This is a genomic window from Siminovitchia sediminis (assembly GCF_042680885.1).
Classification (GTDB): domain Bacteria; phylum Bacillota; class Bacilli; order Bacillales; family Bacillaceae_C; genus Siminovitchia; species Siminovitchia sediminis.
This window is the reverse complement of sequence record NZ_JBHUEO010000015.1, coordinates 1-25653: the sequence shown is the minus strand read 5'-3', so window position 1 is coordinate 25653 and position 25653 is coordinate 1. Positions and strand designations below refer to the sequence as shown.

Below are 25653 nucleotides of genomic sequence, written 5' to 3'. Positions count from 1 at the left end.
GGCCAAATCAATAAAATTCAATAGTTTCCTGATGATACATCTTTGGTGCGGCCCTTCACAATAACCGTCAGCTTTTTGCCAAGGCCGGCTTTCGGCCGATCTTGGTAAGTGCAGCCATTTTATGTTTAGTGTATAATTTAGTAGTAAAAAAATTTTTTTGCTTTTTTCCGCAATTTTTTCATCGGACAAAGATTTGAAACAAAGGCCCCCAATTTGAAAAGATTCCTTAAGGGAATCTTATGTTCAACCGGTCAAGATTGGACACCTCTCATTCTTACATAGTCTGTTCCTGTTTACAGCGGGATGGCTGCAGAAGCACATGCGGTTTGCAGGCATCGGTATCCCGGCTTTTTTTAGGAACTTCATCGCAAAGTGAAGGCCTCATGCAAAGAGGATATGGTACGGCTACGTAACCTCTTTGGGTGAACCCGCTACTTTAAACTTTGCTAAAAAAGAGATCCTTATGGCTACTCATTATCTACCTTGTTTTCGAAAGAGTCAAGAGGTGGCAGGTGTTTCTTTACGAAATCTTTATCTCTCTTCCAAAAAAGGCAGTTTCAGGTATTGTATGCATGTACGAATGAAGTGTGTGTGCATAAAGAGAAATGGCCATACTAGGAACGTTCATGGGGACTTTGTAACTGTAAAAATCAGTACCACGAAGAAAGTGAGGTTTGGCTTTGATAACTTTGATTTTGGTCATCATGCTACCATTTCTTGCGGCTGTTCTTATTCCCTTTCTACATAAAATAAAGATTCCGTTTCACATCGGTTGGTTAGTCCTTCCGGTTCCACTTGTTTTATTTGCAATCCTTGCCCGCTTTCTGCCCTTGATTGCTGATGGGGAAAGCTACATGTATACAGCTGAGTGGATACCTGCTTATGGCATTAATTTTACTACATACTTAGACGGGCTCAGCATGATTTTTGGGCTGTTGATCACAGGTATTGGGAGTCTTGTTATTCTGTATTCGATTTATTATTTAACTCCTGAAGAATCTTTGCATCATTTTTATGTGTATTTGCTGATGTTTATGGGCAGTATGCTCGGTGTTGTCTTCTCTGATAACTTAATGGTCTTATATGTATTTTGGGAATTAACCAGTATATCGAGTTTCCTGCTGATTGCTTTTTGGTTTCACAGAAAAAGATCGAGGTATGGTGCCCAAAAAGCTATGCTGATCACAGTGAGCGGCGGAATGGCCATGCTTACGAGCTTCATCATGATGTATTTGATGACAGGAACGATGAGTATACGAGAAATCATAGCGGCTGTTGATATCAACCATCCGCTGTTTATTCCTGCTCTTATTCTGCTGCTGATCGGTGCTTTTACGAAATCAGCGCAGTTTCCATTTCATATTTGGCTTCCGGATGCAATGGAGGCGCCGACACCAGTCAGTGCCTATCTGCATTCTGCCACGATGGTAAAAGCCGGAATTTTCCTTGTGGCACGCTTTACACCGGTCTTTGGGGAAGGAGATCTTTGGTTTTGGCTTATCACCCTAACCGGAATGGTTACCCTTTTCTGGGGATCCTTCACCGCTGTCCGGCAAACAGATTTAAAAGCATTGCTTGCCTACTCAACAGTGAGCCAGCTCGGGTTAATCATGAGCCTCCTGGGGATTGGTTCCTTATCCTTAAACCCGGGTACAAGTACAGAAGCCGTCATTTTTACACAGGCAACTTTCGCCGGACTATTTCATCTGGTCAACCATTCTACATTCAAGGGTGCACTGTTTATGGTTGTAGGTATCGTGGACCACGAAGTCGGAACACGGGATATCCGCCGGCTCGGCGGGTTAATGTCGATCATGCCTGTTTCCTTCACTATTGCGTTGATCGGCAGTTTTTCCATGGCCGGATTACCGCCCTTTAATGGGTTTCTGAGCAAAGAGATGTTTTTTACTGCTGTTTTACATGTGACCCAGCTTGATCTTTTTTCATTGGATACTTGGGGGCTGGTCATTCCTATTGTGGCATGGATAGCAAGTGTATTAACGTTTATTTACAGTATGATCATCGTTTTTAAGACCTTTATGGGGCCAAGCAAACTGGAAGTCGGAGACCGTAAGATTCATGAAGCAAGTACGGGCATGTTAATTCCCCCGGGCATATTAGCTGTGCTTGTTCTGGGTATTTTCCTGTTCCCTAATGTGGTTGGAGATTACTTGTTGAATCCGGCTGTTGCGGGCATCTTCCCGACATTGGCTGAGACGGCTGATTTACGCCATTCCATCTCACTTTGGCACGGATTTAATATGGAGCTTTTTATGACCCTTGGTGTAGTGGTTTTAGGTGCGCTGCTGTATAGATCCATGGGTATATGGAAAGGAATTTATGGCCTTTTCCCGATTTCCTGGTCACTTGATTTTCTATACAGCCACATACTTTTGCGAATGGAAAGCAGTTCTGCCGCTGTTACTAAATTCTATATGACAGGCACTCTCCGTCATTATGTATTCTATATATTTTGCTTTTTCCTGGCAGCTGTTGGAGGTTCTTTATGGTTCACAGGAGCCCTTTCATTAGACGGGATTGACAACGCCTCGATCCGCTCCTATGAATTGGTGCTTGTTCTCGCTATGATGGGAGCCGGCATTGCCATCCTTTTTGCAAAGTCTAGAGTGGCGGCTGTATTGCTCAACGGGGTTCTAGGCTATGGTATCGCTGCACTATTTGTTGCTTTCCGTGCACCCGATCTTGCCCTAACACAAATTGTTGTTGAGTCGGTAACAACCGCCTTATTTTTGGCTTGCTTTTATTTTCTGCCTAAATGGGATAGAAAGAGTGTAAAAACGGCTAAAAGAGTGAAGGTGACAAATATGATCATCGCCATTTCGGTTGGTGTCATCTTTGTCTTGACGGCACTCTCTGTTCAAAGCGGAAAATTATTCCAGTCTATATCCGTATTTTTTGAAAATGCCTATGAATTAACCGGAGGAAAGAATATCGTCAACGCAATATTGGGGGACTTCCGTGCTTTCGATACGATGCTTGAAGTAGTTGTGCTTTTTATAGCAGGAATTGGGGTTTATACGATGGTCAAGTTAAAACCGGCAAAGAGGGGTGAGAAAGTTGAAGATCAATGATGTCATCTTAGAGACCGTGTCCAAGATCGTTGTGTTTATTATTTTGACAGTTGCGGTGTATCTGTTTTTCTCAGGCCATAACAGTCCGGGGGGAGGGTTTGTTGGCGGACTTGTCCTCGCCTCCGCTTTTATCCTTCTTTTTCTTGCATTTGATATTGAAAGTGTACAAAAGGGCATTCCCTTTGATTTTAAGCGGGTCGCTGCATTAGGAGTTTTTATTGCTGTAGGCACTGGTATAGGAGCAATGATCTTTGGCGAGCCATTTTTAACCCAGACTTTTTCAACTTTTCATATTCCTTTTTTCGGCGAAACTGAACTTGCGACCATCACGTTGTTTGAAGCAGGTGTTGCCCTAACCGTTGTAGGAGTAGTCGTAACGATTATTTTAAGCATAAGTGAGGATGTTTAGATTATGGAGACATTAATAACGATACTGGCAGGCGTCCTTGTTACAGTGGCAACCTATTTGTTTTTATCAAAGAATTTATTGCGTGTTATATTGGGTTCTGCGATTCTTTCCCATGCGGTTCACCTGCTTCTGATGGTCATGGGCGGGTTAAAAAAAGGGACGGTGCCTTTGCTGGGAGAAAGGGAAAATACATATACAGATGCTCTTCCTCAGGCTCTTATTTTAACAGCGATCGTGATCAGTTTTGCTGTTACTGCTGTATTTCTTGTGATAGCTTTCCGTCTGTACCAGGAAAATGGCGGGCGGCCAGGCTTGCCGCGAGGTGCCAATGATGAATAATCTCATCGTAATCCCGATGGTCCTGCCGCTGATTATTGGGGTCATCCTTGTATTTTTCCGAAAGAATATACAGCTCCAGCGTTGGGTAAGTATCGGGACTATGGCATTTGTATCAGGCATTAGTATATATATCCTGAACCTGATCCAGGACAGAGGAATTCTTCGCCTGGATTTTGGGGGATGGGAGCCGCCATTTGGCATTTTATTTGTAGCAGATTCATTTTCTATGCTGCTCGTACTCACTACATGCGTGGTAACGTCGATTTGTCTGCTGTATGCTTTTTATTCCATCGATCCCTCCCGTGAAAGGATGTTCTTTTATACATTTGTTCTCATTATGGCAGCGGGTGTCAATGGCTCGTTTTTAACAGGCGATATTTTTAATCTTTTTGTCTGTTTTGAAGTCATGCTTTTGGCTTCCTATATCCTGATTGCCCTTGGCGGAACGAGGAGACAGATGAAAGAATCCGTTATATATGTAGCCATCAATGTCCTGTCTTCCTGGTTTTTTCTTGTGGCCGTAGCCTTTCTGTATGGTGCCGTCGGGACATTAAATATGGCACATTTGTCCCAGCGGATTGCTGAATCAGGACAAACTCCAATTTTAACAGTTATTGGTATTTTATTTTTAATTGTATTTTCCTTAAAAGCTGCACTGCTGCTTTATTTCTGGCTGCCCGGATCCTACAGTGCCCCGCCGACGGCGATTGCTGCATTGTTTGGGGCATTATTGACCAAGGTAGGGATTTATGCGATGTTCCGGGTATTCTCCCTGATTTTTTACCATGAACCGCAAATTACTCATACACTGATCGGAGTGATGGCCGGACTGACATTAATTGGAGGAAGCCTTGGAGCTGTTGCCTATCGGGATATTCGTTTGATTGTTGCTTACAATGTTATTATCGGGACCGGGTTTATTCTAGTGGGGCTTGCCGTTTCAACACAAACCGCCATAGAAGGATCGATCTATTATTTGATTCATGACATGGTATCAAAAGCTTTGTTGTTCCTGCTGGCTGGAACAGTGATCACATTGACCGGTACGGCTAAGATGGACAGAATGAGCGGGTTGATACGAAATTATCCGGTCCTCGGCTGGATGTTTTTCCTTGTCATGCTGTCTTTGGCAGGCATTCCTCCTTTGAGCGGTTTTTTGGGAAAAGTTTTAGTCAGCCAGGGAGCCATTGAAACCGAGTCTTATATTTTACTGGCCCTTTCTATGATTTCCAGTGTTTTGATTTTATACTCACTGCTTCGGGTGTTCAAACAGTGTTTCTGGGGTGAAACGACCATGAGTGAGGATGATGAACCGCCCCTTCGGAAAGGCATGCTGGTGCCAAGTATCTTGCTCGCTGCTTTAACCATTGGGATCGGATTGGGGGCGGAGCTCCTGTCTGATTATGTGAAGGACGCAGCCGTGACGCTATCGAATCCAATGATCTATATTGAAGGGGTTTTGGATCAAAATGATGAACAGTGAGCATAAAGGGAGTTGAATGTAAATGCCCGCTCAATTTTTACTTAATTTATTTATCGCCTTCCTTTGGATGGTTCTCCGTGATGAGGATGAGTTAAGGTTTTCAACATTTTTTACCGGATTTTTAGCAGGAATTGTCATTGTATTCCTGATGCACCGTTTTTTTGGGCAACAATTTTATCTTCATCGTTTTTATTATGTTGTCAAACTTATATTGATCTTTATCAGCGAGCTGTTTCAATCAGCATTGTTAGTCATGAAGCATATTGTCAGCAGGGAGATAGATGTCAAGCCAGGGATCTTTTCCTATGAAACACAGCTGAAAACCGATTGGGAAGTCACAACTCTGGCCATGCTGCTGACGTTGACCCCAGGGTCGGTTGTCATGGAAGTATCTCCACAAGGGAATGTATTTTACATTCACGCGCTGGATATCGAACGTTATAAAGACACGCTCATACGCTCACTTGGTAAATTTGAAAAAGCCATCATGGAGGTAACCCGCTTATGATCGAACTGATGCTTTCCACAGCGCTTGTTCTGTTTATTTTAGCCATAGCTATAGCTTTATACCGGATAATCCGCGGGCCTTCCATTCCTGACCGGGTGATTGCCCTCGACATGATTGTCGTAAATATGATTTCGGGGATTGCCGTCATTTCTGTGTTATTGAAAACGAAAGCATTCCTTGAAGTGATCTTAGTGTTGGGCATCTTGGCCTTTATCAGCACGATTGCCCTCTCAAAATTTATCGAGAGAGGTGTTATCATTGAACGCAGGCGGAATCGATGAAATCATTGGAGCAACCCTTATTTTGGCAGGCGGGGTCATTTCTGTGATCAGTGCACTGGGCATCATCCGCTTCCCGGATGTTTATACCCGCTCACATGCAGCGACAAAAAGTACGACATTAGGTGTGCTGCTGTCGCTCGTTGGGGCATTTCTCTACATATGGATGACTGAAAACTATATCAGCGTCCGGCTGATTTTGGGAATTGTATTTGTTTTTATTACCGCTCCCGTCTCCGGGCATTTAATGATCCGTGCGGCCTATCGGTCCAAGGTAAAAATGACCGAAGATACGGTGGGGGATGAATTGCAAGCTGTTTTAAACAACAAGCCGGAAGGCCACCAATAAAGGGGCACACATGATTGTAAAAGTTGAAAGCTTCCCTGTGTGTGCGTGAAAGACACATGGATCGGATGACAAAAAATCCTGCCAGGAATCAGATATGTAAAAATTTCCGGCAGCATATTTGTGCAAATATCCAATCGATCAACCATGAAATGGGCTGATCGGTTGGATTTTTTTATAAGAACCCTATTTTATCAAAAGAATTTTGGTAAAATGGGGATATGTAGATGTAATGAAAGCGGTTTTGGAGGAAGAATATACATGTCAAAAGTTATATTTACAAAAGGAACGATTCACACATTTGATAAAAGACAACCGGTTGTTGAAACGATTGTCACAGAAAATGGAAGAATTATAGACTTGGGATCTCACGAGGATATGATGCTGCAGTGGGGGAGAGAGAATGCAAAGGTCATTGATTTGGAAGGCTGCATGGCAACCCCCGGATTGATTGACAGCCATATGCATTTGTCGGGCATTGGTTCTCAATTTTTGGACTTGAATCTGACGGGTGTCACATCAAAAAAGGAAATGCTTGAAAAAATAAGAGAAAGAGCGAATGGTACTCCGCCCGGCAAGTGGGTATCAGGTCTTGGATTTGATGAAAATTTGTTTGAAGATGGCGGGATACCAACGATTCAAGAGCTGGATGAAGTGGCACCGCACTGTCCTGTTTTCATTAAGAGAGTCTGTCATCATGCTTCAGTTGTAAACAGCAAAGCTTTGGAATCAATTCAATATCATCCTTCCATAGAGGTTCCTGAGGGCGGAACTATCGTATTGGATCCGGATACAGGACAGCCGACAGGATTGCTTTTGGAAACGGCTTCTGATCTGATTACGGCCCGCATGCCCGAAAAAACGTATGGGGAGCTGAAGCAGGGGCTGTCGCTGGCAATAGATCATTTGCTTGAAAAAGGTTTAACAGGTGTACATACAAACGATCCGCGTTATCTTGGAGGATTCCAGCAGACCTATAAGCTGTTTGATGAGCTGCTGAACAAGGAACATAAAGGCTTGCGGGCCAATCTCCTGGTGGATTACCCATTCCTTGATGAGTTGCAGGACAGTGGAATGAAGACCGGGGACGGAAACGATCTGCTGCAGGTCGGGGCTATCAAGCTTTTTGAAGATGGTGCGTTTGGCAGAAGGACAGCGCTGCTTTCGGATCCATATTACGATGCGCCTGAAGAATATGGACAGGCCATCCAGGACCAGGAAATCCTGTACCAAATGGTTAAAGAGATCAGGGAAGCCGGTATGCCAGTCGCAGTTCATACGATAGGTGACCAGGCGGCGGCCAACGTTCTCGATGTGCTGGAACAATTTCCAGCCGTATCCTGCCGTGACCGCATCATTCATGTGTCGCTGTTAAGGGAAGATTTGATCAGGAGATTAGCTAAACCGAGTATAGCAGCAGATATTCAGCCCAGGTTTTTAGTCAGTGATTATCCCTGGATCCAAGACAGGCTTGGGGAACAAAGGCTGGAGTACTTATATATTTGGAAAACGCTTCTGTCTGCCGGAGTTCTGTGTGCAGGCGGATCGGATGCCCCCATTGAACCGGCTGATCCGCTGCTGGGCATCCATGCTGCTGTTGCGCGCAGACTTCCTGGAGAAACTCATGAAGGCTGGAATGTAAACGAGAGGCTTACGATACAGGAAGCCTTGGAGGTTTTTACAATCGGCGGAGCCTATGCGACAAGTGAAGAAGACAGGAAAGGGACACTTTCCAGAGGGAAGCTGGCTGATATGACTGTGTTTTCACAAAACCTGCTGGAAATGGAGCACGCAGATGAGCTGCTTCATACAGAGGTGGAAATGACAGTGGTTGGCGGTGAAGTGGTATATCGGAAATAATAAATGGCGGCGTTTCCCACAGAGGGGAAGCCGCTATTTTTATAATGAAAACAAACGGGGGGGACTAGTCATGAAAATTGGACTTATCGGAGCAGGGAACATGGGGATATTTTTACTGGAAAAAATCAATAAATGCGGGTTTTTACCAAACTATTCTATTGTATCGGTACTCGATGAAAGGGAGAAGGCAAAAAATAGTATGCCTGCATTATCAGAGCAGTATGGGTTTGCGTTTTTTAGTCATTTGAATGCATTTTTAACATCAGGTATTGATCTGGTGGTGGAAAGCTCTAATATTCAAGCGGTACACACATATGCTGAGAGGATTCTCAGGGAAAAAGATCTCCTGGTTATCAGTGTCGGGGCGTTGGCTGATCAACTTGTTTACAAGCGGTTGCTGTCTACTGCCGAAAGAAGCGGGACAAGGCTGTATTTGCCTGCAGGTGCCATCGGCGGGTTGGATGCCATTAAAGCTGCCGGCATTACCGGAGACCTGAATTCTGTTTCACTGATTAGCAGGAAGCCGGGAAAAGCTCTGGTAAATGGGGAGCTGACAGAGGAAAAGGTTTTGTTCAGCGGGTCTGCATCAGAGGCTATTGCACGCTTTCCCCAAAATGCCAATGTAGCGATCACTTTGTCACTGGCAGGCATAGGAACGGACAAAACGAAGGTCACCATCATCGCAGATCCCACACTTGAAACAAATGTTCATACCGTTCAAGCATCCGGCAGCTTTGGAAAAATGGAATTTACCCTGCAAAACAGACCTTCGCCGGATAATCCTAAAACGAGCCATCTGACCGCACTCAGCATTCTATCGAGATTACAATCATTAAAGGAGCAGACAGTGATCGGCTGAGTGATAAAGGGTCCGGACTGATATGTGTTGAATAAATTGAAGGAAGAATTCCCTTTGTCCATAGTAACGCAGGAGCGGCACGTCCTAAGGTGAAGCCATCCAGCGACTCTCCTCTCCTCCAGTACAGATATGTAAGTGAAAGCTAAAAACAGTCACTGGGGCTCGAACGAATGCCTAATACTGATGTGAAAGTTAAAAAAGGTCACTGGATTGACTTTCCAGTGACGATATTTTCGGGCCCCCCTATAACGGTCTCTTGAGATATGCTCCAATGACCAACATTGCGGAGAGAAAGAACAGTTATGCAACCACGCTCTACCATCCATAATAGGGCGAGATCATGACATAAACCAAAACGCCGGTTAAACTGACATACAGCCATAGCGGCATCGTCCAGCGGGCAATTTTTTTATGGCGTTCATTTTCTCTATTCCATGCCCTGGCTACACTCGTCAACGCGAGCGGGACGATCACAGCCGCCAAGACGATATGGGTGATCAATATAAAATAATAAATGCCGGCCATGAGTCCTGTTCCACCATACGGCGTGGAAGGAGAGAGAAAATGATAGGTTACATAAGTAATCAAGAAGAAAAATGTAGTGACAAAGGCAGCATAAATGAAACGCCGGTGCACTTGAATATTACGCTTTACAATGGCGATGAGAGCGGACAATAGGAACAAGAAGGTAAAGCTGTTTAAAATCGCATTGATCATCGGCAGTATCGTAATGTCAAACGCATCAAAATCTTTTATGCCCGGCATTCCGGCAAGAATTCCAATCGCGCCGATTAAAATAATAGAAATGATGATGATCGCCGGCCGGTAATTTTTTTTTACGTGTCCAGACGTATCGTAGGTGCTATGATTCATTTGCAGAACCACTCCTGTTTTCATTCGGATTTTCAGTCAGACTCAGTGTACCATATTTTGATTTGCACCGTGTCCAATGAATAAAACATTCACAGTCTTTTCGTTTTCGTGACCGAAATTCATTCGTACAGGTGTTCGATGAGGAAACAGGGTTTAGGTTAGAGGGCCCTCCATTTATGTGAAATGGTGAATACCCCAGCAAAGGTCTCCCGATAAAAAATTCCTTGTTTGCTCAGCAGGATCCTGTGAACTGCTTCAGCTTTCTTACTGGGTTGATGGAATCAGCCGGATGGCACTTGGCACCTCACATTCATCAATAAATGATATCTGCCACCATAGCCGTATGTTTTGTGCAAAAAAAAGTGCCTTCCCCCATCGGAAAGCACGTATTCTTACATTTATTCATTCAGTTTAAATGTGGCAACGGAGGCATGCAGCTCCTCGGACAGCTCCCTTAGAGCAAGTGCTGTGGAAGCTGTTTCTTCACTGCTTGCGGCAGCTTCTTCCGTTGCGGCAGATACACTTTCAATGTAGGCCATTACTTCAGAGGATTGGGCAGACTGCTGCTCGCCGGCACCGGCAATTTCCGTGACCTTATTTTCGGTTTCTTTGATCATCTGAATGATTTTTTCAAAAGCTTCGCCAGTTTTCTGAGTGATCGCGGCACCTTCTTCCACGGATTTAACGCTGACGGATGCAGCCTCCTGCATGCTGCGTATAATATTTTCAATCTCTGTCGTTGCTTTACTGCTTCTTTCTGCAAGCTTACGGACTTCATCCGCTACGACAGCAAACCCGCGGCCCTGATCTCCGGCCCGAGCGGCTTCGATGGCAGCGTTGAGGGCAAGGAGGTTGGTTTGATCGGCAATCTCATTGATTACTTCTGTAATATCACCGATCTTCCTGGAATCTTCTTCTAGCCTGACCATTTGCTCACTTACCAAACGCGATCCTTCTATGGAGGAAAGAACCACTTGCTCTCCTTCCTGAGCTATGTTCATCGTCTGATGTGACAGTTTTGCGGCTGCTTCTGAATTGCGGGCGACAGAATGAATTGCATCTGATAATTCTTGAAACAGCTGGCTCATCGTTTGCGCAGCATTTGCCTGATTTGTACTGGCACTTGCCACCTCTTCCGTACTTGCGGAAACTTGTTCAGATGAGGCTGAAAGGTTTTTGGCAGCATCTAAAATATTTTGGATCGTGTGTCTAAGATTCAATACCATTTTATTGACAGATTGAGCCAATGTTCCGATTTCATCTTTTGAACCGATATTTGCTGTTTGGGATAAATCTCCATCAGCTACTCTTTCAACCAAGTGAGCCACTTGTCCAATTGGACGGGAAATCATCCTTGCCATCCATAACCCGAATACAATACTTATTACAAAGAGAAAGGAAATAACGCTGATGGCAATCATCAATGTTACAGAATATACTTCTTGAGCATCTTTCCGCGCTTTTTCGGCAGTTTCGGAGTCGGCCGCCATCAGCTGATCCAACGCATCGATTAAACCGCTTTGCATATTAAGCAAGCCGCCATTAAGCGTTGTTAAATATTGAGCGCTTTCACCTGAAGAAACCAATTGAAGCGCACGATCGTATGAGGTTTTATGGGATTGCCAAATCATCTCAAAGCGAGACAAATGTTCTTTTTGCTGATCAGATAGTTGATGTTGGCTGTACTGGTCCATCTGAACTTCGATCTGTTCCATAATCTCTTGTACATCAGCCAAAATATTTTCAGCATCCGCATCATACAAGTACAAGTCCCTGCTGGCCAGTCTTAATTGCTGCAATAAATCCCGTGCCTCTGCCATTTCCTCAATAGGCTTGAGGTTGTGGCTGTACATCCTGTCGATACCGTCATTCAATTTACCTAACTGGTAAATGGACATCGCTCCGATCCCCGCCTGAATGAGGGCAAGGATCATAAAAACGATGATAAGCTTGGTTGCTGTTTTTAAATGAAAAAACCATTGAAACATCTTGATAGGCCACCACCATTGTTCTGTATGTTTTGAAAGGGATTTCATACAATTATCCAAGTCAGGCAAAAAGATGATAACCTTTCTGCCTCTATATTCTTAATCGGCTGATTTGACTTAACCTTTAGTACCTTTCTTTTTTTACAATAATCCTGCAAAGTGTTGAATGGCATTCAGAAAAACGTAGAGCAAAGGAATAGTCAGGATGCACAAAAGAGTTGTCAGCATAACCCCGAAAGAAGCAAACTGGGAATCTCCGCCATACTTTTCGCAATAAATACAAATCGTGGGGGCTGAAGGCATAGCGGAAACGATAACAGCAATCAAAAACACGTGAAAAGGGACTCCAAGCATGGCAAAAGGAAGCAGCAGCATGGGAAATGCAAGAAGTCTTAGGAGCGCAGCTTTCCAAAGATACATATTGGTTAAAGAAATGGCAAAATCCTTTAACGTCACATTAGCAACTAGAGCACCAATCAAAATCATTGACAGCGGGACAGTCATGGTACCGACAGACTCCAGTGCTGCAGCAATGAACGAAGGCCAAGTAAATGGGACAAACATCAAGACAAAACCAAGACTGGTCGAAAAAATCCCGGGATTGAGCAAAACTGCTTTCCAATTGACTGTATTTTTATTTTTGGTAAATAAATGGATGCCATATGCCCAGATAAATAGTAAATAAAAGATATTAAAGACGGTCAGGTAGATAATGCCTTCTTCTCCAAGCAATATGAAACTGACGGCATACCCGATAAATCCCTGATTTCCGAAGAGGATCAAGCTTTCATAAACGGGTTTTTGAAGGGGAGACAGATTTGTGCTTTTATTGAGCCGCCCTGCAATTACCGCAGTCAGCACAAGGATATATGCCGACATGACCATGAGCCAGGAAAATTGTTTGAGATATGCTATAGAAAGCTCGATATTGAGAGAGTGAAGAATTAAGGCCGGGAGCGTCATATAAAGCAAAATCTGTGTAATGACCCGGACAGATTCCTGTGTCAGAATTTGTTTTTTTCTTGCAGCATACCCCAATACCGCAATGATATATAATGCCAGCATTTCTTGAAAAAACAAGCCGGAAGATAACATAGGCAGCAACCTCCTTTTTTACCTTATGAAGATTGCTTATCCACGGTTCAGTTCATCATGGAGATACATAGCGGTGTAAGGCTGCGTAAAAAGGGTATAGGAAACTGATGTCAATATAAAGGCGGGTAAACATCATGCTAAAACGTTATATTATACCGATGGTCAGTTTCATTGGCGGAACCGTATGGCTTCTCATCAAAAAGCTAAATCGCAGACAGTCCTTCCCCAGGGGCTTTCCGATTGGCTCTATTGACCGGACAACCGATTCAGTCATTTTCCATTGGAAAGATCCCCGGAGCAGACATCTCGTATATAAAGGGGGAAAACTTATTTATGATGGTGATGGAGCCAAATTTACAGATACCCGATTGAATCCCGGTACCAATTACGTATATACAATGAAAGTGTCAGTCGACAGGAAAAGTAAACCTCTTTACCTGAAAGTACAAACTTCTACAGCAATGGAATCAAACAAGACAGAAAATGTTTTGGATCAAGTTTATTTTACTACTGTTCTATCACATTCTTTTATTCTCCTGAACTGGGAGCCCATAGAAGGGGTAAAAGAATACACGGTCTATCGTAATGGAGCTAAGGTGGCAACAGTAGCCGATACCTTTTTTGTAGATCGGAAAATCCGATTAAAGGAAAAAGCAGATTATCTGATTCGGGCTGAGAGACCGCTTACCCAATCCGATGAAGGATTGAACGAAGGGAAATTTGTTGCAGCCGGATTTGTTGGATTGTTCAAAAAAGGAAACAGGGAAAAAGATGAAGTTATGGAACGATTTCATTTTAAAAAAATGATTGATCCCTTGGAAGACCTTTTGAAAGAGGAACCGGAGGAAGACCGGCCAAAAGATTGGATCTTGTTATATAGAACATTTTTGAAGAAAAAGTGGATTAAAAACCCGAATCCTGCTTCACCTTATCGGTATTTCAAAGGAGACGGCCGGTACTTTGATCCGGAATCAGACCGCTATCGGACCTCTGCCAGGGTCACAGTAGCAAATGAAGATGTTCAGCTGGAAAGCGATATTGGAAAAACGAAAGGATATGGCCGTTTTAGAAACCTGAAAAAGGAAGAGACAGCATCTGCGGAGGGGATACAGCTCGAAAATCTCCAAGTGACTGATGGGAAGGTCTCGTTTTTGGTCAGCCATTCCGTAAAAAACCCGCTTGTCACTTCCCCTGCCGTTGATTATAACGTTCGGGTGAATTTGTATCAAAACGGATTTTTTGATATATCGGGAGTTCATGATCAATCTCCACATCATGAAGTTTATTTGAAACAAAGCAGCCGGCGCAGCTGGGATATCATTCACCTGGCAGAAAATGAAGGATTGGAATGGATGTCTGATACGATGGCTTCCTTATATTGGCGAGTCTCCAATTTCAAGTAAAAGGCAAAGCGGAACTCCTGTATTTTTAAACATGCCCTGTATCCAAGGGAAACGGAATTCCTCATTCCATTGTTTGTATCTATGAGAAGGAGGGAAAATGGGTTATAAGTCACTTTGCGAGGAAGGAGTACGTGCTATGACTTCACCCCTGATCGTAAACATGCTGACAGCGGCCGCCATCATGCTTTCCATTTCCCCTGCAGATATTTGTATCCGCCCTTTCCTTGAGACATACCATGCACAGATCCAGCAAGAGAAGGAATTGGAGGAAGTTGCACTTCATTTGGCCGATGATTTTATCCGTCCTCTGCAATCAAAAGATGGCGAAAGTCTTCAACTAAGTACAAAGGAAGAGTATATCGATTATTACAGCAAGATCAGTCATATGGAGTTGGCGGCAGAGTTTCTTGATGTGTTTTTCATGGAAGACGATCAAGTTGTCAAACCAAAGCCCGGCCAGCTGCCTCTTTGGATTGATCGTCACCGGCCATATGAATTTCAAAAATTGAGTGATACGGATATGGTGCTGACACAGTTTAGCTCATATGAACTGTATGGACCGGCAACCCTGACGATTTACTACAGGCTTGATCAGGAAAAAGGATGGATCATCCATGAAGTCTTTTATGAAACAGACATGGAAGAGATAAATCAGGTATAGATAACGAGGCGGCTCTAATAGGGCCGCCTGTTTTTATCTGTGAAAAGAGACTGGAGGCAGGACAGGATATGAATGCACGTTCTAATTTCTTCAATGACAATCCAAATAAGTTTCAGACTTTCCCATGTCATTATTCGCTATATGAGCGGAGCTTTTAGTATATGCCCCGGTTACAGACTATGAAAGGAATCTTGCACGTACTTCCGGAGGGGGAAGCATGCAGCTTTCTTTGTGGCCAAACCATTTATATCGGTTACGGGCTACGAAATCATAAACTGCATTTCGAATGGGGGCGGGGACTATCTTCAAAATATAGGCCAGTTTCCAAAGCCCCTTTAAATGTTTGCTGATTCTCAGTGCTGCCGCAGACTTGTAAAATACCTTGTCTCCCTCGATTAACACCATACTGTCTATATCTGTAGATGCGTTGCGTTCTTTAAGCAGCTGTTGCCCGATATCGCTTTGAAGTGAGGCGAATTGAAATATTCCTTTTGGGTCATTCCGAATAATAAACTGTACGCTTGCATCACAAAAATTACAGTCTCCGTCAAAAAGGATGATCGGCTTCATTCTTCCACCTCCTGATCATCAATTCTATTTATAACTTAACCTGTATTGCCAAGATAAAACATATTCACTGATATTGGAAGAAGTCAAATCCATAATTCTGCATGATGGTGACCTATTCTTTTTGCACAATTATATGGACGTTATCTTGGAAGAAATCATGCGTCCCGTTAATAGGCAACCGGGAAGTGTTTTATTTGTCAATAGAGGAGACGTACAAGCTCTCTATGGAGGAGAGTGCCATCAATATCCACCTGCAACAAGACTCTATTAGATCGCTGGAGAGGAGGAAACTTGTTGGGATACCTATTGAACATGATAAATGTGGCATTTGATAAGTCATTTGTCCTGTCTCTTTGTATTTAGGCTGACAAAATATTAGTTCTATTTACCGGGCGTGTTAACAAGTTTATATAACTTTAAGACTGTTTTGCAGCATTGAAGTTTAAATATTCACTATATTATGATAAAATTTGCGATATGTCTAGTAAAAATATCAGAAGTCCTGTTTATTTTTAATCATATACGACATTCATACAGAGGGAAATTTTTGGCAAGTATTGTAATGAATTGTCGGAATTTTCTTAAAGGGGGTGGTGAGTCAGCCCAGGATGATCGATTGCAGATAAAGCCGGACAAGCCACGGACATTGACCTCTACATATTTCTGAGAAAAACAGATGAGGGGGAGAAAAGGAAGGGAAGGGGATGAGAATGTTGCTCAAAAGACGTATATTTTTAGTGATAACAGCTGTGTTTCTCGTGTTTACCTCCAGTGGAATTGCTGGAGCACAGTCCGAAAGTATCGTCGGTTCCAATGTTATTCAATACGGGGAAATGGTTGAAATTCTCGAAGAACTGGAAGCAGCCGGTGATGGAAAGCTTGATGTGTTCACACTGAGGGAGATGGGCATTGAAGAAGGACGAAGTGAGTCGGGAAAAGACCTTTATGTTGCCAAGATAGGTAATGGGGATAAAAAAGTATGGGTTCAGGGCCGGATCCATGGGAATGAGCCCTATGGAACAAATGCAACACTGCGAATCATAGAAAATTTAATACAGGAAAAAGACAGCTCTTACAAAGAGATAATGGATGAATTAACAGTGTATTTTATCCCGATGTATAACCCGGATGGTGCTGACAGGAACCAGCGCGGAACCATCTTGTATGATGAGGAAACAGGTCAACCAAAATTAGTGAATGGCAGAACAGTTACCGTTGATCTGAACAGAGACTGGGTGGAAGGCGGATTCTCTGCCATTGAGTCGGTAGGGTACTACAAATTTTGGACAGAAATCAAGCCGGAGTTTATGCTTGATATCCATCACCAAGGAAACAAATTTTTCCATGGAACCAACATTCCGGTAACGATGTCATTGGGTATTTCTTTGGCTCCTGGAGGGCCGACACTTCCAAATATTCAGGATGGTTTATACGAAGATTTGACACGCCAAGCCATGGTAACTGTATTTGATGCTCTCCAACCTTATAAGGAATACACCGTTAACCAGTATGATACAGGTACAACGGTGATTGATATCCGCGGAGGTGTCTCATCCGGCATGATGCTCGGCATTAATTATCAAGGCTTAAATCAGGATGGACACAGTAATCCGGCTGTATTCTTGGAGACGTCCGGTCAATTTTTGGATGGTGAACGTGAGCCGTTAGTTCAACAAAATATCATTGCGACTCACGCCTTTTTATCCGGGCTTGCTTCCGGCAAGTTATATGAGGCTGACCCTGAACGTTGGAATGAAGTGCCTCTCCGTCCAATTACTGCTTATAATACAGACTATAACGGGAGAGTTCCATTAGATACTCCGTTTCCTGGTACCTCACCAAGCGTTTCTGCAGCTCATATTCTGGCGCTTGTCGAAAGATATGAAGAGTTGGGTAAGTTTTCCAATAAGGGCACTGCTCAATCACTGAAGCAGCATGCGAAAAAGCTGAAGCGCTACGAAGAGGCAGGTCAATATGAACAAATCGTTAAGCATATCGGTAACTTTGGCAATTTTATTGATCAAAAGAAAGAGGACGGCTTAATGACCGATGGAACTTACCAAATGTTGAAGGGGAATACGGATTATTTAAAAGAAGTCCTGGAACAGGAACTTGAGAGTGCAGAAAAAGCCGGACAGGCCAGTTAAATCCTTTAAGTTATTTTACTTTTGGATCAACAAAAATCAGCCTCAGTTCATTGGACCGGTTTAATGAAAAAATATTCAGGCAGGAGGTTTCCTGCCTTTTTTTTGATAGGATTTCATTAATTTCAGGTCAATATACAGCTGGCAGTTGGACTGAAAATCATCCAGGCGGATAGACGTTAATTCATAGATTTGGTTTAAACGGTATTTTAGTGTATTGGTGTGAATGTAAAGTTTTTCTGCTGTCTGTTTCAGCCGGCAGTTTTCCTCCAAGTAGACTTCAAGTGTATGAAGGAGGTTCGTTTGACTTTCCTCATCTTTTTGTTTCAAACTGACCAGATCTTCATTTACTATTCCCATCTTTTTTTGATAATGGGAAATGGCCTCCAAATAACGGTATACCCCGAGTCTTTTATTTTCAAAAGAGGGAAGTTCTTCTAAACCGGTAAATTTAGCTGTATGGATGACTTCCACTGACTCCAGATAACTTTTTCTTAAATTTGTGATGGACGAGTGCCCGCTGCTGATCCCTGCATATACTTGCCCGGGATTAAATTGGGCCAGAACAGAAGAAACGAGTTCATTGGCATGATCCATTAAATGTTTGGACGATGGCTGACTGCTGCCGATCAAGACAATGATTTTTAATTGGTCGATAAAAAGATGAGTCGGCATTTTCAGGGCGTTTGCGAATAAACCCGCCTTCTCAAGGAGCTCACTGAACGAATCTTCGCAGGAAGGACTGACTGTAAATACGGTTGTCGCAAATACATCAGGCAGAAGGATATTCAGGTTCGCCGCTTCCCATTTGATCCGATCCTCGGAATGAAGTACACCTTCCACTACTTTTTGATAAAACCTATTTTTCTCTTCATCTTTTTTTGACTGTAATTGCTTTGCCTGGTAGAGAAGCTTCCCTGCATGAAAGGAGACCTTTTGAAGAAAGGCAAGCTCGTCATCTGTCAAAGGCTCTGTTTCTTGCACCCAGATGAACCCGAGTACATGGTCCTTATATTTCGCGTTGACGACGACCCGCTGATTTAAACCGATTCCCTCCATTTTCTTTACTCGAAAAGGCACAGGAATGGTTTTCAGCTGATGGACTATGCCCTCGTCCATAAATGTCTCGAGGATGGGGATGGTCCAACGTTTTGTAAAAATCGTCTGTCTGTTGGCTTCATCAAATTGGTCAATATAAAAGGAGCTGTATGCCAATAGAGAAAACTGGTCATCTTCAATGACAACAGGCTTCTTCAAATGATTACTAATGGCTTCGGTAATATCTTCAATTTCCGTCAACGTATAGATTTTTTCCAAGAGGCTGTCCATGTGAACTCCTCCCAACAAAAAATAAAAACGGTTACTAAAAAGTGTACCATACTTTTTAGTGACCGTTTCAAAAATATCTGAATTTTACTGATTATAGCATTTCGGAGATCGTCTTCGCCTGCATATGGAGAAGCAGGTAATCCGGTCCGCCGGCTTTGGAGTCGGTACCGGACATGTTAAAGCCGCCGAACGGCTGGTATCCGACAATGGCACCAGTGCAGCCGCGATTTAAATACAAGTTTCCAACCATGAACTCTTCGCGGGCTTGCTCCAAGTGCATGCGGTTGTTTGAAATCACCGCTCCTGTCAGCCCATATTCTGTGTTATTGGCGATTTCCAGAGCTTCTGTGAAATTTTCAGCCTTGGTAAAAGCGACAACCGGTCCGAAGATTTCTTCCTGCATAATCCGGGCTTGAGGGTCGACGCCGGCAAATATGGTCGGTTGGATGAAATATCCTTTGGAATCGTCTCCTTCCCCGCCGATCATTAATTCGCCTTCTTCTTTGCCGATGTCAATATATTTCATGATTTTGTCAAAGGCTTGCCGGTCATTGACGGGTCCCATAAAAGTGTTCGGATCAGCGGGATCTCCAACTGTCAGTTCTTTTGTTATTTCAATCGAACGTTCCAGCACTTCATCGTAGACGTCTTCCACGATGACTGCCCGGGAGCAGGCGGAGCATTTTTGCCCGGAAAATCCGAAAGCCGAGCGGACAATCGATTGGGCTGCCAGCTCCAGGTCGGCTTCCCGATCTACAACAATCGTATCTTTACCGCCCATTTCAGCGATGACGCGTTTTAACCAGATTTGGCCTTTGTGGACAACGGCTGCCCGTTCATAAATTCGTATGCCCACTTCCCTTGATCCGGTAAAACTGATAAAACGAGTTTTCGGATGATCGACCAGGCAGTCGCCGAGTTCTGACCCGTTACCGGGGATATAGTTCAGAACGCCTTTTGGCAGTCCTGCTTCTTCCATTACTTCTACAAATTTGGCTGCGATCACCGGGGTGGTCGAGGCCGGCTTCAGCAGGACCGTATTGCCTGTAACGATGGCCGCTACGGTGGTCCCGCACATGATGGCAAAGGCAAAGTTCCAAGGCGAAATGATGATGCCGACACCAAGCGGGATATACTCATAGCGATTATGTTCGCCATGTCGGCTTTCCACCTTTTTGCCGTCTTTCAATGCAAGCATTTGCCGTGCATAGTATTCGAGAAAATCAATTCCTTCTGCTGTGTCGGCATCAGCTTCATTCCATGGTTTTCCCGCTTCTTTGACTAAGAGGGCAGAAAATTCGTGCTTTCTTCTCCGAACGATGGATGCGGCTTTAAAAAGGATATCCGCACGAACCTCAGGCTTTACTTTTTTCCAAGATTCAAAGGCTTCCAATGCGCTGGCCATTGCCTGTTCTGCCAGTGTTCGGTCAGTTTTGGAAACCCGGCCAACCACTTCAGTCTTATTGGCAGGATTAACAGAAATGATTTTTTCATCCGTCATGATCTTATCTCCGCCAATGACTAAAGGGTAATCCTTTCCCAGTTCCTGTTCTGCCCAGTGAAGTCCGGCATGGAACGCCCGCTTATTTTCTTCATTGGAAAAGTCGGTAAATGGTTCATGTTTATAGGTGATCATTATGCAACACTCCTTAATTATGATTGTTTAAAGACCAATCCGAGTGACCCCCTCTTTTTAACGATTGACAGGGGCAGGGGATGGAAGCTAATATTCTATGAAGCTTGCGCAGCTCTATTTCACTGTCATTTTTTAAACAGTCCTTTAAAGGCAAATGAGATATTTGCCGGCCGTTCCGCGAGCCTTCTCATGAAATATCCGTACCAATCCCGGCCATACGGTACGTACACCCTCACATGATAGCCCTGTTTCGCCAACTCCAGTTGTGTCTGATTCCGCATGCCGAACAGCATTTGGAATTCGAACCGGTCTTTAGGGATGTTCAGCCGTTCCGTCAGTTCTTTTGTATATTCAATCATTTGGTCATCATGGGTAGCGACTGCAGTATAAAGTCCATAGGTTAAGCTTTGTTCAATGAGCTTTTTGTATTGAGCGTCTACATCTTTTTTATCCGGAAAGGCGACGGAAGGCGGTTCTTTATAGGCTCCTTTTACAAGACGCAAAAAGGGATCCAACGGGCGAAGGTCTTTTAAATCTTGTTCGGTGCGGTATAAATAGGCCTGTAACACGGTACTTACGCAGCTATACTGCGATTTAAACTGTTTAAAAAGATCAAGAGTTTTGCCGCAGCGTGTTTCATCTTCCATATCGATCGTGATCATGACGTCATGTTCCTCTGCCGTTTCCAAAATTTTGATCATATTGGAAATCACAAGATCATCGCTGATATCAAGGCCCAGCGAGGTCATCTTCACCGACATATGGGAAACGAGGTTTTCCTTCCGGATCATTTCAATGGTCTGGATGGCTTCTTTCGTTCGTTGGATGGCGGTTTCCGGCTTACTGACAAATTCCCCCAAATGGTCTACAGTCGTTGAAAGGCCTTTTTGATTCAGCTCCCTGATTACAGGGATGGATTGTCGAAAATCCGTTCCTGCAATAATTTTTCCCGAAACCAGGCTGCTGCCTCTTTTTTGGGCAAGAGTATTCAATATACTGCTTTTTGAAAGGTATAAAAAGATGTTCCTTGTTACCGCTTCCAATGTACTCACCACCTTCAGTAAAGTAGATGTATCTATATTGTATAAGCAATGCAGCGATGAAACATCGTCTCTTACATACAAACTTTTCCTGCTTCTTTTGTTGGTTCGAGACAACAGAAATGCAAACGCTGATTAGTTTGAAGGGAGAAGCGGGAGGGGGGCAATTTTATTGTCAAACTATTAACAGTCCATGCTTGTAGTGAAAAGTATCAACCGCAGAAAAGGAAAGAAATGTAGAAAAAAAAGCTAGGGCAGATAAATGTAATGTTGAATTGATAAAATGGAGACTTATTTTGACATGGAGAAATGGTATACAAAATAAAAAATGGCAAAAAAACCAATGTAAGGGTTTACAACAAAAAGATAATGTGATAGATTACTGTTTAAGTATTTGGAATCTTCTTATCAAAAAGAAGGTGATAGTTCAATGAAACTGGCTTTAGGCCATTTTAAACAGGAGTTGATAAAGGATTACAATGAGCTCAATTTACGGATGTTTGATATTGGCGTCAAAAGTCAAAAGGTTGAAATTTTGGGTAACAAGATATTAATTTTCGCCAATCATAAGAGAATTCCTTCTCTTAAACATTTGGACGAATTTAATCGCTTAGTTACCCGCATGACGGATGTAGCCATTATTGACAGCCATAAGGAGCATTTTAAGGATTTGGTAGAGAAAAAGTATAAGATGAAGGTCATTTCCATCTTAAAAGACTATGACCCATTTATGGAGCTTGCGGTGACCATCATCTTACTTGACAAGGATGTCTCCCAATATATTTCAAAACAAAGTGACTGGTCAAATGAACTCGTTTGAGTGCATAAAAACCGTCAGTACTAATCTGCAGATTCACATCTGCCTGATTTGTGCTGGCGTTTTTTTATTAAAAAAATACTGCGAGGAGGAAAATGCATGCATACAGCAGAGGATATTTTAAAGGCATTGGATGAAATTACAGGAGGAAGAGTGATTCAATCCCTTCAGGAAGTACACAAGCAAGAGCATCCGTTTGTTATTAAGAAATCTTCCGGCTTACCCGGGAAAGAAATTATGGAAACCCCAGGGTTGGTTTATGGAGACAGGAACAGGGAGGTGAAAAAGCTGGCGGTTACCATGACAATGACAGAGGGCTCGATTGAACTGGCTGGTGCAACCGGGGTAGATGCTATTATAGCCCACCATCCGATCGCAGAAGCCGCAAATTCCGGCGGTGTCACTTTAAAGAATTATCTCGACCTCTATAATATCACAGTCTTTGAACTCCATGAGGCTTTTCACGGACTGCATCCGGGAATCTCTTTCTTACATGGACATGAAGTATATCATACAGACATTTCTTATGGAGGACTTGAAGGGAACGTCTTATTTGTCGGCAAAGCCCTGCCAGATGTAACTACGCTCGAAGATATATTGAACCGCCTGGACTCTTATATGGGTCTGGAAGAGGAAAACAATCTGCTTTTCTTAGAAAAAGAAATTCGAAAAAATAATGCTGTGACCGAGACAAGTGTAGTGACTCGCGGAAGAATTCTTCGGGGAGAACCGGAAAGCCCTGTGAAACATATCATCCATATTTTTCCTCATACCGGATTTACACCTGACCACTTGCGGCAGGCAGCAAAGGAGCATCCGGAAGCAGATACTGTCATTGCATCAATCAGCCGGGTGTATGACGGGCATGAATTGATCCGTACAGCTGAAGAATTAAACTTAAATTTTCTCGTCGGGAACTGTCATGTACTGGAGATACTTGAAAATGGGCTTCCGCTCGCCTATGCCTTGGACATGCTTCTTCCCGATGTTGAGGTAGTCGTTTTCAGGGAACGGGTGACGAGTTACCCTGCGAGATTAGTAGGGACACCGCAAATGATGAAATATGCCGAGAGGATGGCGTCCAAGTACTTAATCAAGAAAAAACTTGCTGAGTTATCATAGTGAAGGAGTGAATAAAAATGGGTGAAATTAAGCCTCTTGAGAAAGAAGAAGTTTCTCTGGGGGAAGCTGTCAGCCAACCTGTTCCTCGGAGAAAGAAGTGGGAAAGAATTGAATTGATTGGCCTTGCTTTAATTGTTGCTTCATTGTCCGTCATGATGATCTCTCCAGGCACGTTGGCAGGTTTATTTAACGCGATGGTGGATAAAGTTTTCCCGGTTGTTGTCGAAGTGTTTCTAACGGGAACAGTCGGGGTAACGATCATCGTCAGTGTTGTGATTGGCAGAACATTAGAAAGGCTTGGGTTTACGGATGCTCTGATCCGCGTGTTTCTTCCGGTGACTAAGCTGCTCAAAATCAATTCGGCTGTCTTGATTCCAAGCATTTATAATATTCTTGGAGACATTAATGCAGCAGGGAAAATTGCAGGTCCCATCCTTGTCCGTTCAGGGGCTACAAGAGCAGAGCAGAAGATGGCGATTGCTACGATGGTCCAGTCGCAGCAGTCCTTCTCCACTTTTATGTTGGGAATGCTTGCCTTGACCGCTGTTGGTGTCAATGCATTTGTAGTTGTCATTGTCGCTGTCTTTCTTCCTGTCATTGTCGCACCGTTCATTTTGTCAAAGACGATTTATCGTGATACGAAAGCGGTTGATATTGAAAATCTGCCGAAGTTCACTCCAACAACAGGACCATTGCCTACCTTATTCAATGCTGCACGGGAAGGAGCGGAGTTGGTATTCCTTTTAATCATCCCTGCAGTGGCTGCAGTGTTCGCGGTAATTGGCCTTCTGGAATACATTGGTGTGTGGAAGCCCATTGAATCTGCGTTATCTGCAGGTTTGCTTGCGTTGAGTATTGACCCGGAAACAGGTATTTTATCCATACTGGCAACACCAACACTGGCAATGGCTCAATTGTCGGAGACGGCTGCAACGATGGATCCCCGTCTGGTCATCGGCTCTTTTGTACTGGCATCTTCTGGATTGCCGCTGTCTACTATTCTGGGACAAATCCCTGTGATTTGGGCGGCAAACTCTGACTTGAATGAGAAAGAAGCCTTGACGGCTGCCGTTATAGGAATTATTATGCGTCTGATTACAGCATTCCTGGTGGTATACTTTTTAACACCCGTTTTAGTTTAATATCGGCCTTTAAACAGTATATAAGATAAATCAATCTGAAAGATGTTGCTTTGAATATGTTGAACAGAGAATGGATCAAAGTATAAATTTGTGTCCTGTATCACATGATCTTTTCTTTGCCACATTTTTATAAAACTTGTTTGGTATATTGTATTTGCCATTTCAGGTTTTGGAACTGTAATGTCTAAAATGAATGTGGACGGCGGATCTTTCGGAAAGGGAATGAGGCGGCAATGTGTAGATTGCAGGGGTTCAAAGCGGTTTATTGTATTTTCTGAAATGTGGTGGATTCTGCCGGTGCCTGTCAGAATTTTATCGGGAAGAATGATCCCGCCTTCATAAAAGATATCTTTCCCGATCGATGAAGGTATTTTTACCTGATCCCATATAATTGCGATTGTAAAAGAAGCCCCGGGCAAAATGGTCCATGCTCTTTGCGTCATCAACTCAAATCCAATTTGCATAAAGAATGAGACCTCCTTAATCATCTATATGAAATATAGGAACAAAGAAGACCGGCTGATAAGCCGGTCTTCAGCTTGTAGAGAAAGTATATGTTTTTTTCTCTACAGGCTTTTTTATTTTACATTTAGACGACTTGTATCTAGATTTTTGTGTTTTTATTTTTAAGAAAAAGATTCCCATCCACCTAGACCTGT

At 43.3% G+C, this 25653-nt stretch carries 23 protein-coding genes; 15 read left to right on the top strand and 8 right to left on the bottom strand.

Translation table 11 applies throughout. The features are described from left to right. Positions 1-680: 680 nt before the first annotated feature. From ACFSCZ_RS07285 to nadX, 9 genes are all read left to right on the top strand, one after another. On the top strand, positions 681-3092 hold the full coding sequence (locus tag ACFSCZ_RS07285; RefSeq protein WP_380773180.1) for a Na+/H+ antiporter subunit A: 2412 nt from the start codon (positions 681-683) through the stop codon (positions 3090-3092). Then, a complete protein-coding gene (locus ACFSCZ_RS07280) occupies positions 3079-3501 on the top strand; it encodes a Na(+)/H(+) antiporter subunit B (RefSeq protein ID WP_380773178.1) in 423 nt (140 codons plus the stop codon). Before ACFSCZ_RS07285 ends, ACFSCZ_RS07280 begins: the two co-directional genes overlap by 14 nt. A 3-nt stretch (positions 3502-3504) precedes the next feature. Next, positions 3505-3840, top strand: a complete 336-nt coding sequence (locus tag ACFSCZ_RS07275; protein WP_380773177.1) for a Na(+)/H(+) antiporter subunit C — start codon at positions 3505-3507, stop codon at positions 3838-3840. Then, positions 3833-5323, top strand: coding sequence for a Na+/H+ antiporter subunit D (locus ACFSCZ_RS07270; RefSeq protein ID WP_380773175.1), 1491 nt, complete (start codon positions 3833-3835; stop codon positions 5321-5323). The genes ACFSCZ_RS07275 and ACFSCZ_RS07270 overlap by 8 nt, the downstream gene beginning before the upstream one ends. A gap of 22 nt (positions 5324-5345) precedes the next feature. Further along, positions 5346-5831 carry a Na+/H+ antiporter subunit E gene (locus tag ACFSCZ_RS07265; protein WP_380773173.1) on the top strand — a complete coding sequence of 162 codons (486 nt, stop codon included), beginning with the start codon at positions 5346-5348 and terminating at the stop codon, positions 5829-5831. Then, positions 5828-6112: a Na(+)/H(+) antiporter subunit F1 gene (locus tag ACFSCZ_RS07260; RefSeq protein WP_380773172.1), complete on the top strand. Its 285-nt coding sequence runs from the start codon at positions 5828-5830 to the stop codon at positions 6110-6112. Before ACFSCZ_RS07265 ends, ACFSCZ_RS07260 begins: the two co-directional genes overlap by 4 nt. After that, entirely contained in the window at positions 6090-6458 is a 369-nt protein-coding gene (locus ACFSCZ_RS07255) for a Na+/H+ antiporter subunit G (RefSeq protein ID WP_380773170.1), read from the top strand. Before ACFSCZ_RS07260 ends, ACFSCZ_RS07255 begins: the two co-directional genes overlap by 23 nt. A 258-nt stretch (positions 6459-6716) precedes the next feature. Further along, complete coding sequence (locus ACFSCZ_RS07250) at positions 6717-8315, top strand: amidohydrolase (protein WP_380773169.1); 1599 nt, start codon at positions 6717-6719, stop codon at positions 8313-8315. A gap of 70 nt (positions 8316-8385) precedes the next feature. Then, positions 8386-9174, top strand: a complete 789-nt coding sequence (gene nadX / locus ACFSCZ_RS07245; RefSeq protein WP_380773168.1) for an aspartate dehydrogenase — start codon at positions 8386-8388, stop codon at positions 9172-9174. A gap of 315 nt (positions 9175-9489) precedes the next feature. On the opposite strand, the gene ACFSCZ_RS07240 is transcribed toward nadX, so the two are convergent. The 3 genes from ACFSCZ_RS07240 to ACFSCZ_RS07230 all read right to left on the bottom strand — a co-directional run bounded on the left by ACFSCZ_RS07240 (position 9490) and on the right by ACFSCZ_RS07230 (position 13130). Further along, on the bottom strand, positions 9490-10047 hold the full coding sequence (locus ACFSCZ_RS07240; RefSeq protein WP_380773167.1) for a DUF420 domain-containing protein: 558 nt from the start codon (positions 10045-10047) through the stop codon (positions 9490-9492). Positions 10048-10445: 398 nt separating this feature from the next. Continuing rightward, a complete protein-coding gene (locus ACFSCZ_RS07235) occupies positions 10446-12035 on the bottom strand; it encodes a methyl-accepting chemotaxis protein (RefSeq protein WP_380773166.1) in 1590 nt (529 codons plus the stop codon). A gap of 141 nt (positions 12036-12176) precedes the next feature. Continuing rightward, positions 12177-13130, bottom strand: a complete 954-nt coding sequence (locus ACFSCZ_RS07230; RefSeq protein WP_380773164.1) for an AEC family transporter — start codon at positions 13128-13130, stop codon at positions 12177-12179. A gap of 134 nt (positions 13131-13264) precedes the next feature. Here ACFSCZ_RS07230 and ACFSCZ_RS07225 point away from each other — a divergent pair, with 134 nt between their 5' ends. Beyond that, a complete protein-coding gene (locus ACFSCZ_RS07225; protein WP_380773163.1) occupies positions 13265-14533 on the top strand; it encodes a DUF3238 domain-containing protein in 1269 nt (422 codons plus the stop codon). A gap of 97 nt (positions 14534-14630) precedes the next feature. Beyond that, positions 14631-15194 carry a hypothetical protein gene (locus ACFSCZ_RS07220; protein ID WP_380773161.1) on the top strand — a complete coding sequence of 188 codons (564 nt, stop codon included), beginning with the start codon at positions 14631-14633 and terminating at the stop codon, positions 15192-15194. A gap of 177 nt (positions 15195-15371) precedes the next feature. Here the strand turns inward: ACFSCZ_RS07220 and ACFSCZ_RS07215 are convergent, their stop codons facing one another. Next, a complete protein-coding gene (locus ACFSCZ_RS07215) occupies positions 15372-15764 on the bottom strand; it encodes a thiol-disulfide oxidoreductase DCC family protein (protein WP_380773159.1) in 393 nt (130 codons plus the stop codon). 704 nt (positions 15765-16468) lie between these two features. On the opposite strand from ACFSCZ_RS07215, the gene ACFSCZ_RS07210 reads away from it, so the two are divergent. Next, on the top strand, positions 16469-17911 hold the full coding sequence (locus ACFSCZ_RS07210) for a M14 family zinc carboxypeptidase (protein WP_380773158.1): 1443 nt from the start codon (positions 16469-16471) through the stop codon (positions 17909-17911). Between the two features lie 75 nt (positions 17912-17986). Here the strand turns inward: ACFSCZ_RS07210 and ACFSCZ_RS07205 are convergent, their stop codons facing one another. From ACFSCZ_RS07205 to ACFSCZ_RS07195, 3 genes are all read right to left on the bottom strand, one after another. Further along, positions 17987-19237: a PucR family transcriptional regulator gene (locus ACFSCZ_RS07205; RefSeq protein ID WP_380773157.1), complete on the bottom strand. Its 1251-nt coding sequence runs from the start codon at positions 19235-19237 to the stop codon at positions 17987-17989. 91 nt (positions 19238-19328) lie between these two features. Beyond that, positions 19329-20876: an L-glutamate gamma-semialdehyde dehydrogenase gene (pruA, locus tag ACFSCZ_RS07200; protein ID WP_380773203.1), complete on the bottom strand. Its 1548-nt coding sequence runs from the start codon at positions 20874-20876 to the stop codon at positions 19329-19331. 122 nt (positions 20877-20998) lie between these two features. Next, positions 20999-21916: a proline dehydrogenase family protein gene (locus ACFSCZ_RS07195; protein ID WP_380773202.1), complete on the bottom strand. Its 918-nt coding sequence runs from the start codon at positions 21914-21916 to the stop codon at positions 20999-21001. Between the two features lie 427 nt (positions 21917-22343). Here ACFSCZ_RS07195 and ACFSCZ_RS07190 point away from each other — a divergent pair, with 427 nt between their 5' ends. The 3 genes from ACFSCZ_RS07190 (at position 22344) to ACFSCZ_RS07180 (ending at position 24994) form a co-directional block, all read left to right on the top strand. Beyond that, positions 22344-22733, top strand: coding sequence for a Na-translocating system protein MpsC family protein (locus ACFSCZ_RS07190; RefSeq protein WP_380773155.1), 390 nt, complete (start codon positions 22344-22346; stop codon positions 22731-22733). Positions 22734-22829: 96 nt separating this feature from the next. Further along, on the top strand, positions 22830-23852 hold the full coding sequence (locus tag ACFSCZ_RS07185) for a Nif3-like dinuclear metal center hexameric protein (protein ID WP_380773154.1): 1023 nt from the start codon (positions 22830-22832) through the stop codon (positions 23850-23852). Between the two features lie 17 nt (positions 23853-23869). Next, positions 23870-24994 carry a hypothetical protein gene (locus ACFSCZ_RS07180; RefSeq protein ID WP_380773153.1) on the top strand — a complete coding sequence of 375 codons (1125 nt, stop codon included), beginning with the start codon at positions 23870-23872 and terminating at the stop codon, positions 24992-24994. Here the strand turns inward: ACFSCZ_RS07180 and ACFSCZ_RS07175 are convergent. Then, the gene (locus ACFSCZ_RS07175) at positions 24991-25458 is read right to left on the bottom strand and encodes a hypothetical protein (protein WP_380773152.1); all 468 of its coding nucleotides are present in this window, start codon (positions 25456-25458) and stop codon (positions 24991-24993) included. The two genes, ACFSCZ_RS07180 and ACFSCZ_RS07175, sit on opposite strands and share 4 nt — an antisense overlap. Positions 25459-25653 lie beyond the last annotated feature (195 nt).

Coding starts and splice junctions, on each gene's coding strand:
- ACFSCZ_RS07275 (WP_380773177.1), top strand. CDS start 3,505: ATGGAGACATTAATAACGATACTGGCAGGCGTCCTTGTTACAGTGGCA.
- ACFSCZ_RS07270 (WP_380773175.1), top strand. CDS start 3,833: ATGAATAATCTCATCGTAATCCCGATGGTCCTGCCGCTGATTATTGGG.
- ACFSCZ_RS07265 (WP_380773173.1), top strand. CDS start 5,346: ATGCCCGCTCAATTTTTACTTAATTTATTTATCGCCTTCCTTTGGATG.
- ACFSCZ_RS07260 (WP_380773172.1), top strand. CDS start 5,828: ATGATCGAACTGATGCTTTCCACAGCGCTTGTTCTGTTTATTTTAGCC.
- ACFSCZ_RS07250 (WP_380773169.1), top strand. CDS start 6,717: ATGTCAAAAGTTATATTTACAAAAGGAACGATTCACACATTTGATAAA.
- nadX (WP_380773168.1), top strand. CDS start 8,386: ATGAAAATTGGACTTATCGGAGCAGGGAACATGGGGATATTTTTACTG.
- ACFSCZ_RS07240 (WP_380773167.1), bottom strand. CDS start 10,047: ATGAATCATAGCACCTACGATACGTCTGGACACGTAAAAAAAAATTAC.
- ACFSCZ_RS07235 (WP_380773166.1), bottom strand. CDS start 12,035: ATGTTTCAATGGTTTTTTCATTTAAAAACAGCAACCAAGCTTATCATC.
- ACFSCZ_RS07230 (WP_380773164.1), bottom strand. CDS start 13,130: ATGTTATCTTCCGGCTTGTTTTTTCAAGAAATGCTGGCATTATATATC.
- ACFSCZ_RS07225 (WP_380773163.1), top strand. CDS start 13,265: ATGCTAAAACGTTATATTATACCGATGGTCAGTTTCATTGGCGGAACC.
- ACFSCZ_RS07220 (WP_380773161.1), top strand. CDS start 14,631: ATGGGTTATAAGTCACTTTGCGAGGAAGGAGTACGTGCTATGACTTCA.
- ACFSCZ_RS07215 (WP_380773159.1), bottom strand. CDS start 15,764: ATGAAGCCGATCATCCTTTTTGACGGAGACTGTAATTTTTGTGATGCA.
- ACFSCZ_RS07210 (WP_380773158.1), top strand. CDS start 16,469: ATGAGAATGTTGCTCAAAAGACGTATATTTTTAGTGATAACAGCTGTG.
- ACFSCZ_RS07205 (WP_380773157.1), bottom strand. CDS start 19,237: ATGGACAGCCTCTTGGAAAAAATCTATACGTTGACGGAAATTGAAGAT.
- ACFSCZ_RS07190 (WP_380773155.1), top strand. CDS start 22,344: ATGAAACTGGCTTTAGGCCATTTTAAACAGGAGTTGATAAAGGATTAC.
- ACFSCZ_RS07185 (WP_380773154.1), top strand. CDS start 22,830: ATGCATACAGCAGAGGATATTTTAAAGGCATTGGATGAAATTACAGGA.
- ACFSCZ_RS07180 (WP_380773153.1), top strand. CDS start 23,870: ATGGGTGAAATTAAGCCTCTTGAGAAAGAAGAAGTTTCTCTGGGGGAA.
- ACFSCZ_RS07175 (WP_380773152.1), bottom strand. CDS start 25,458: ATGCAAATTGGATTTGAGTTGATGACGCAAAGAGCATGGACCATTTTG.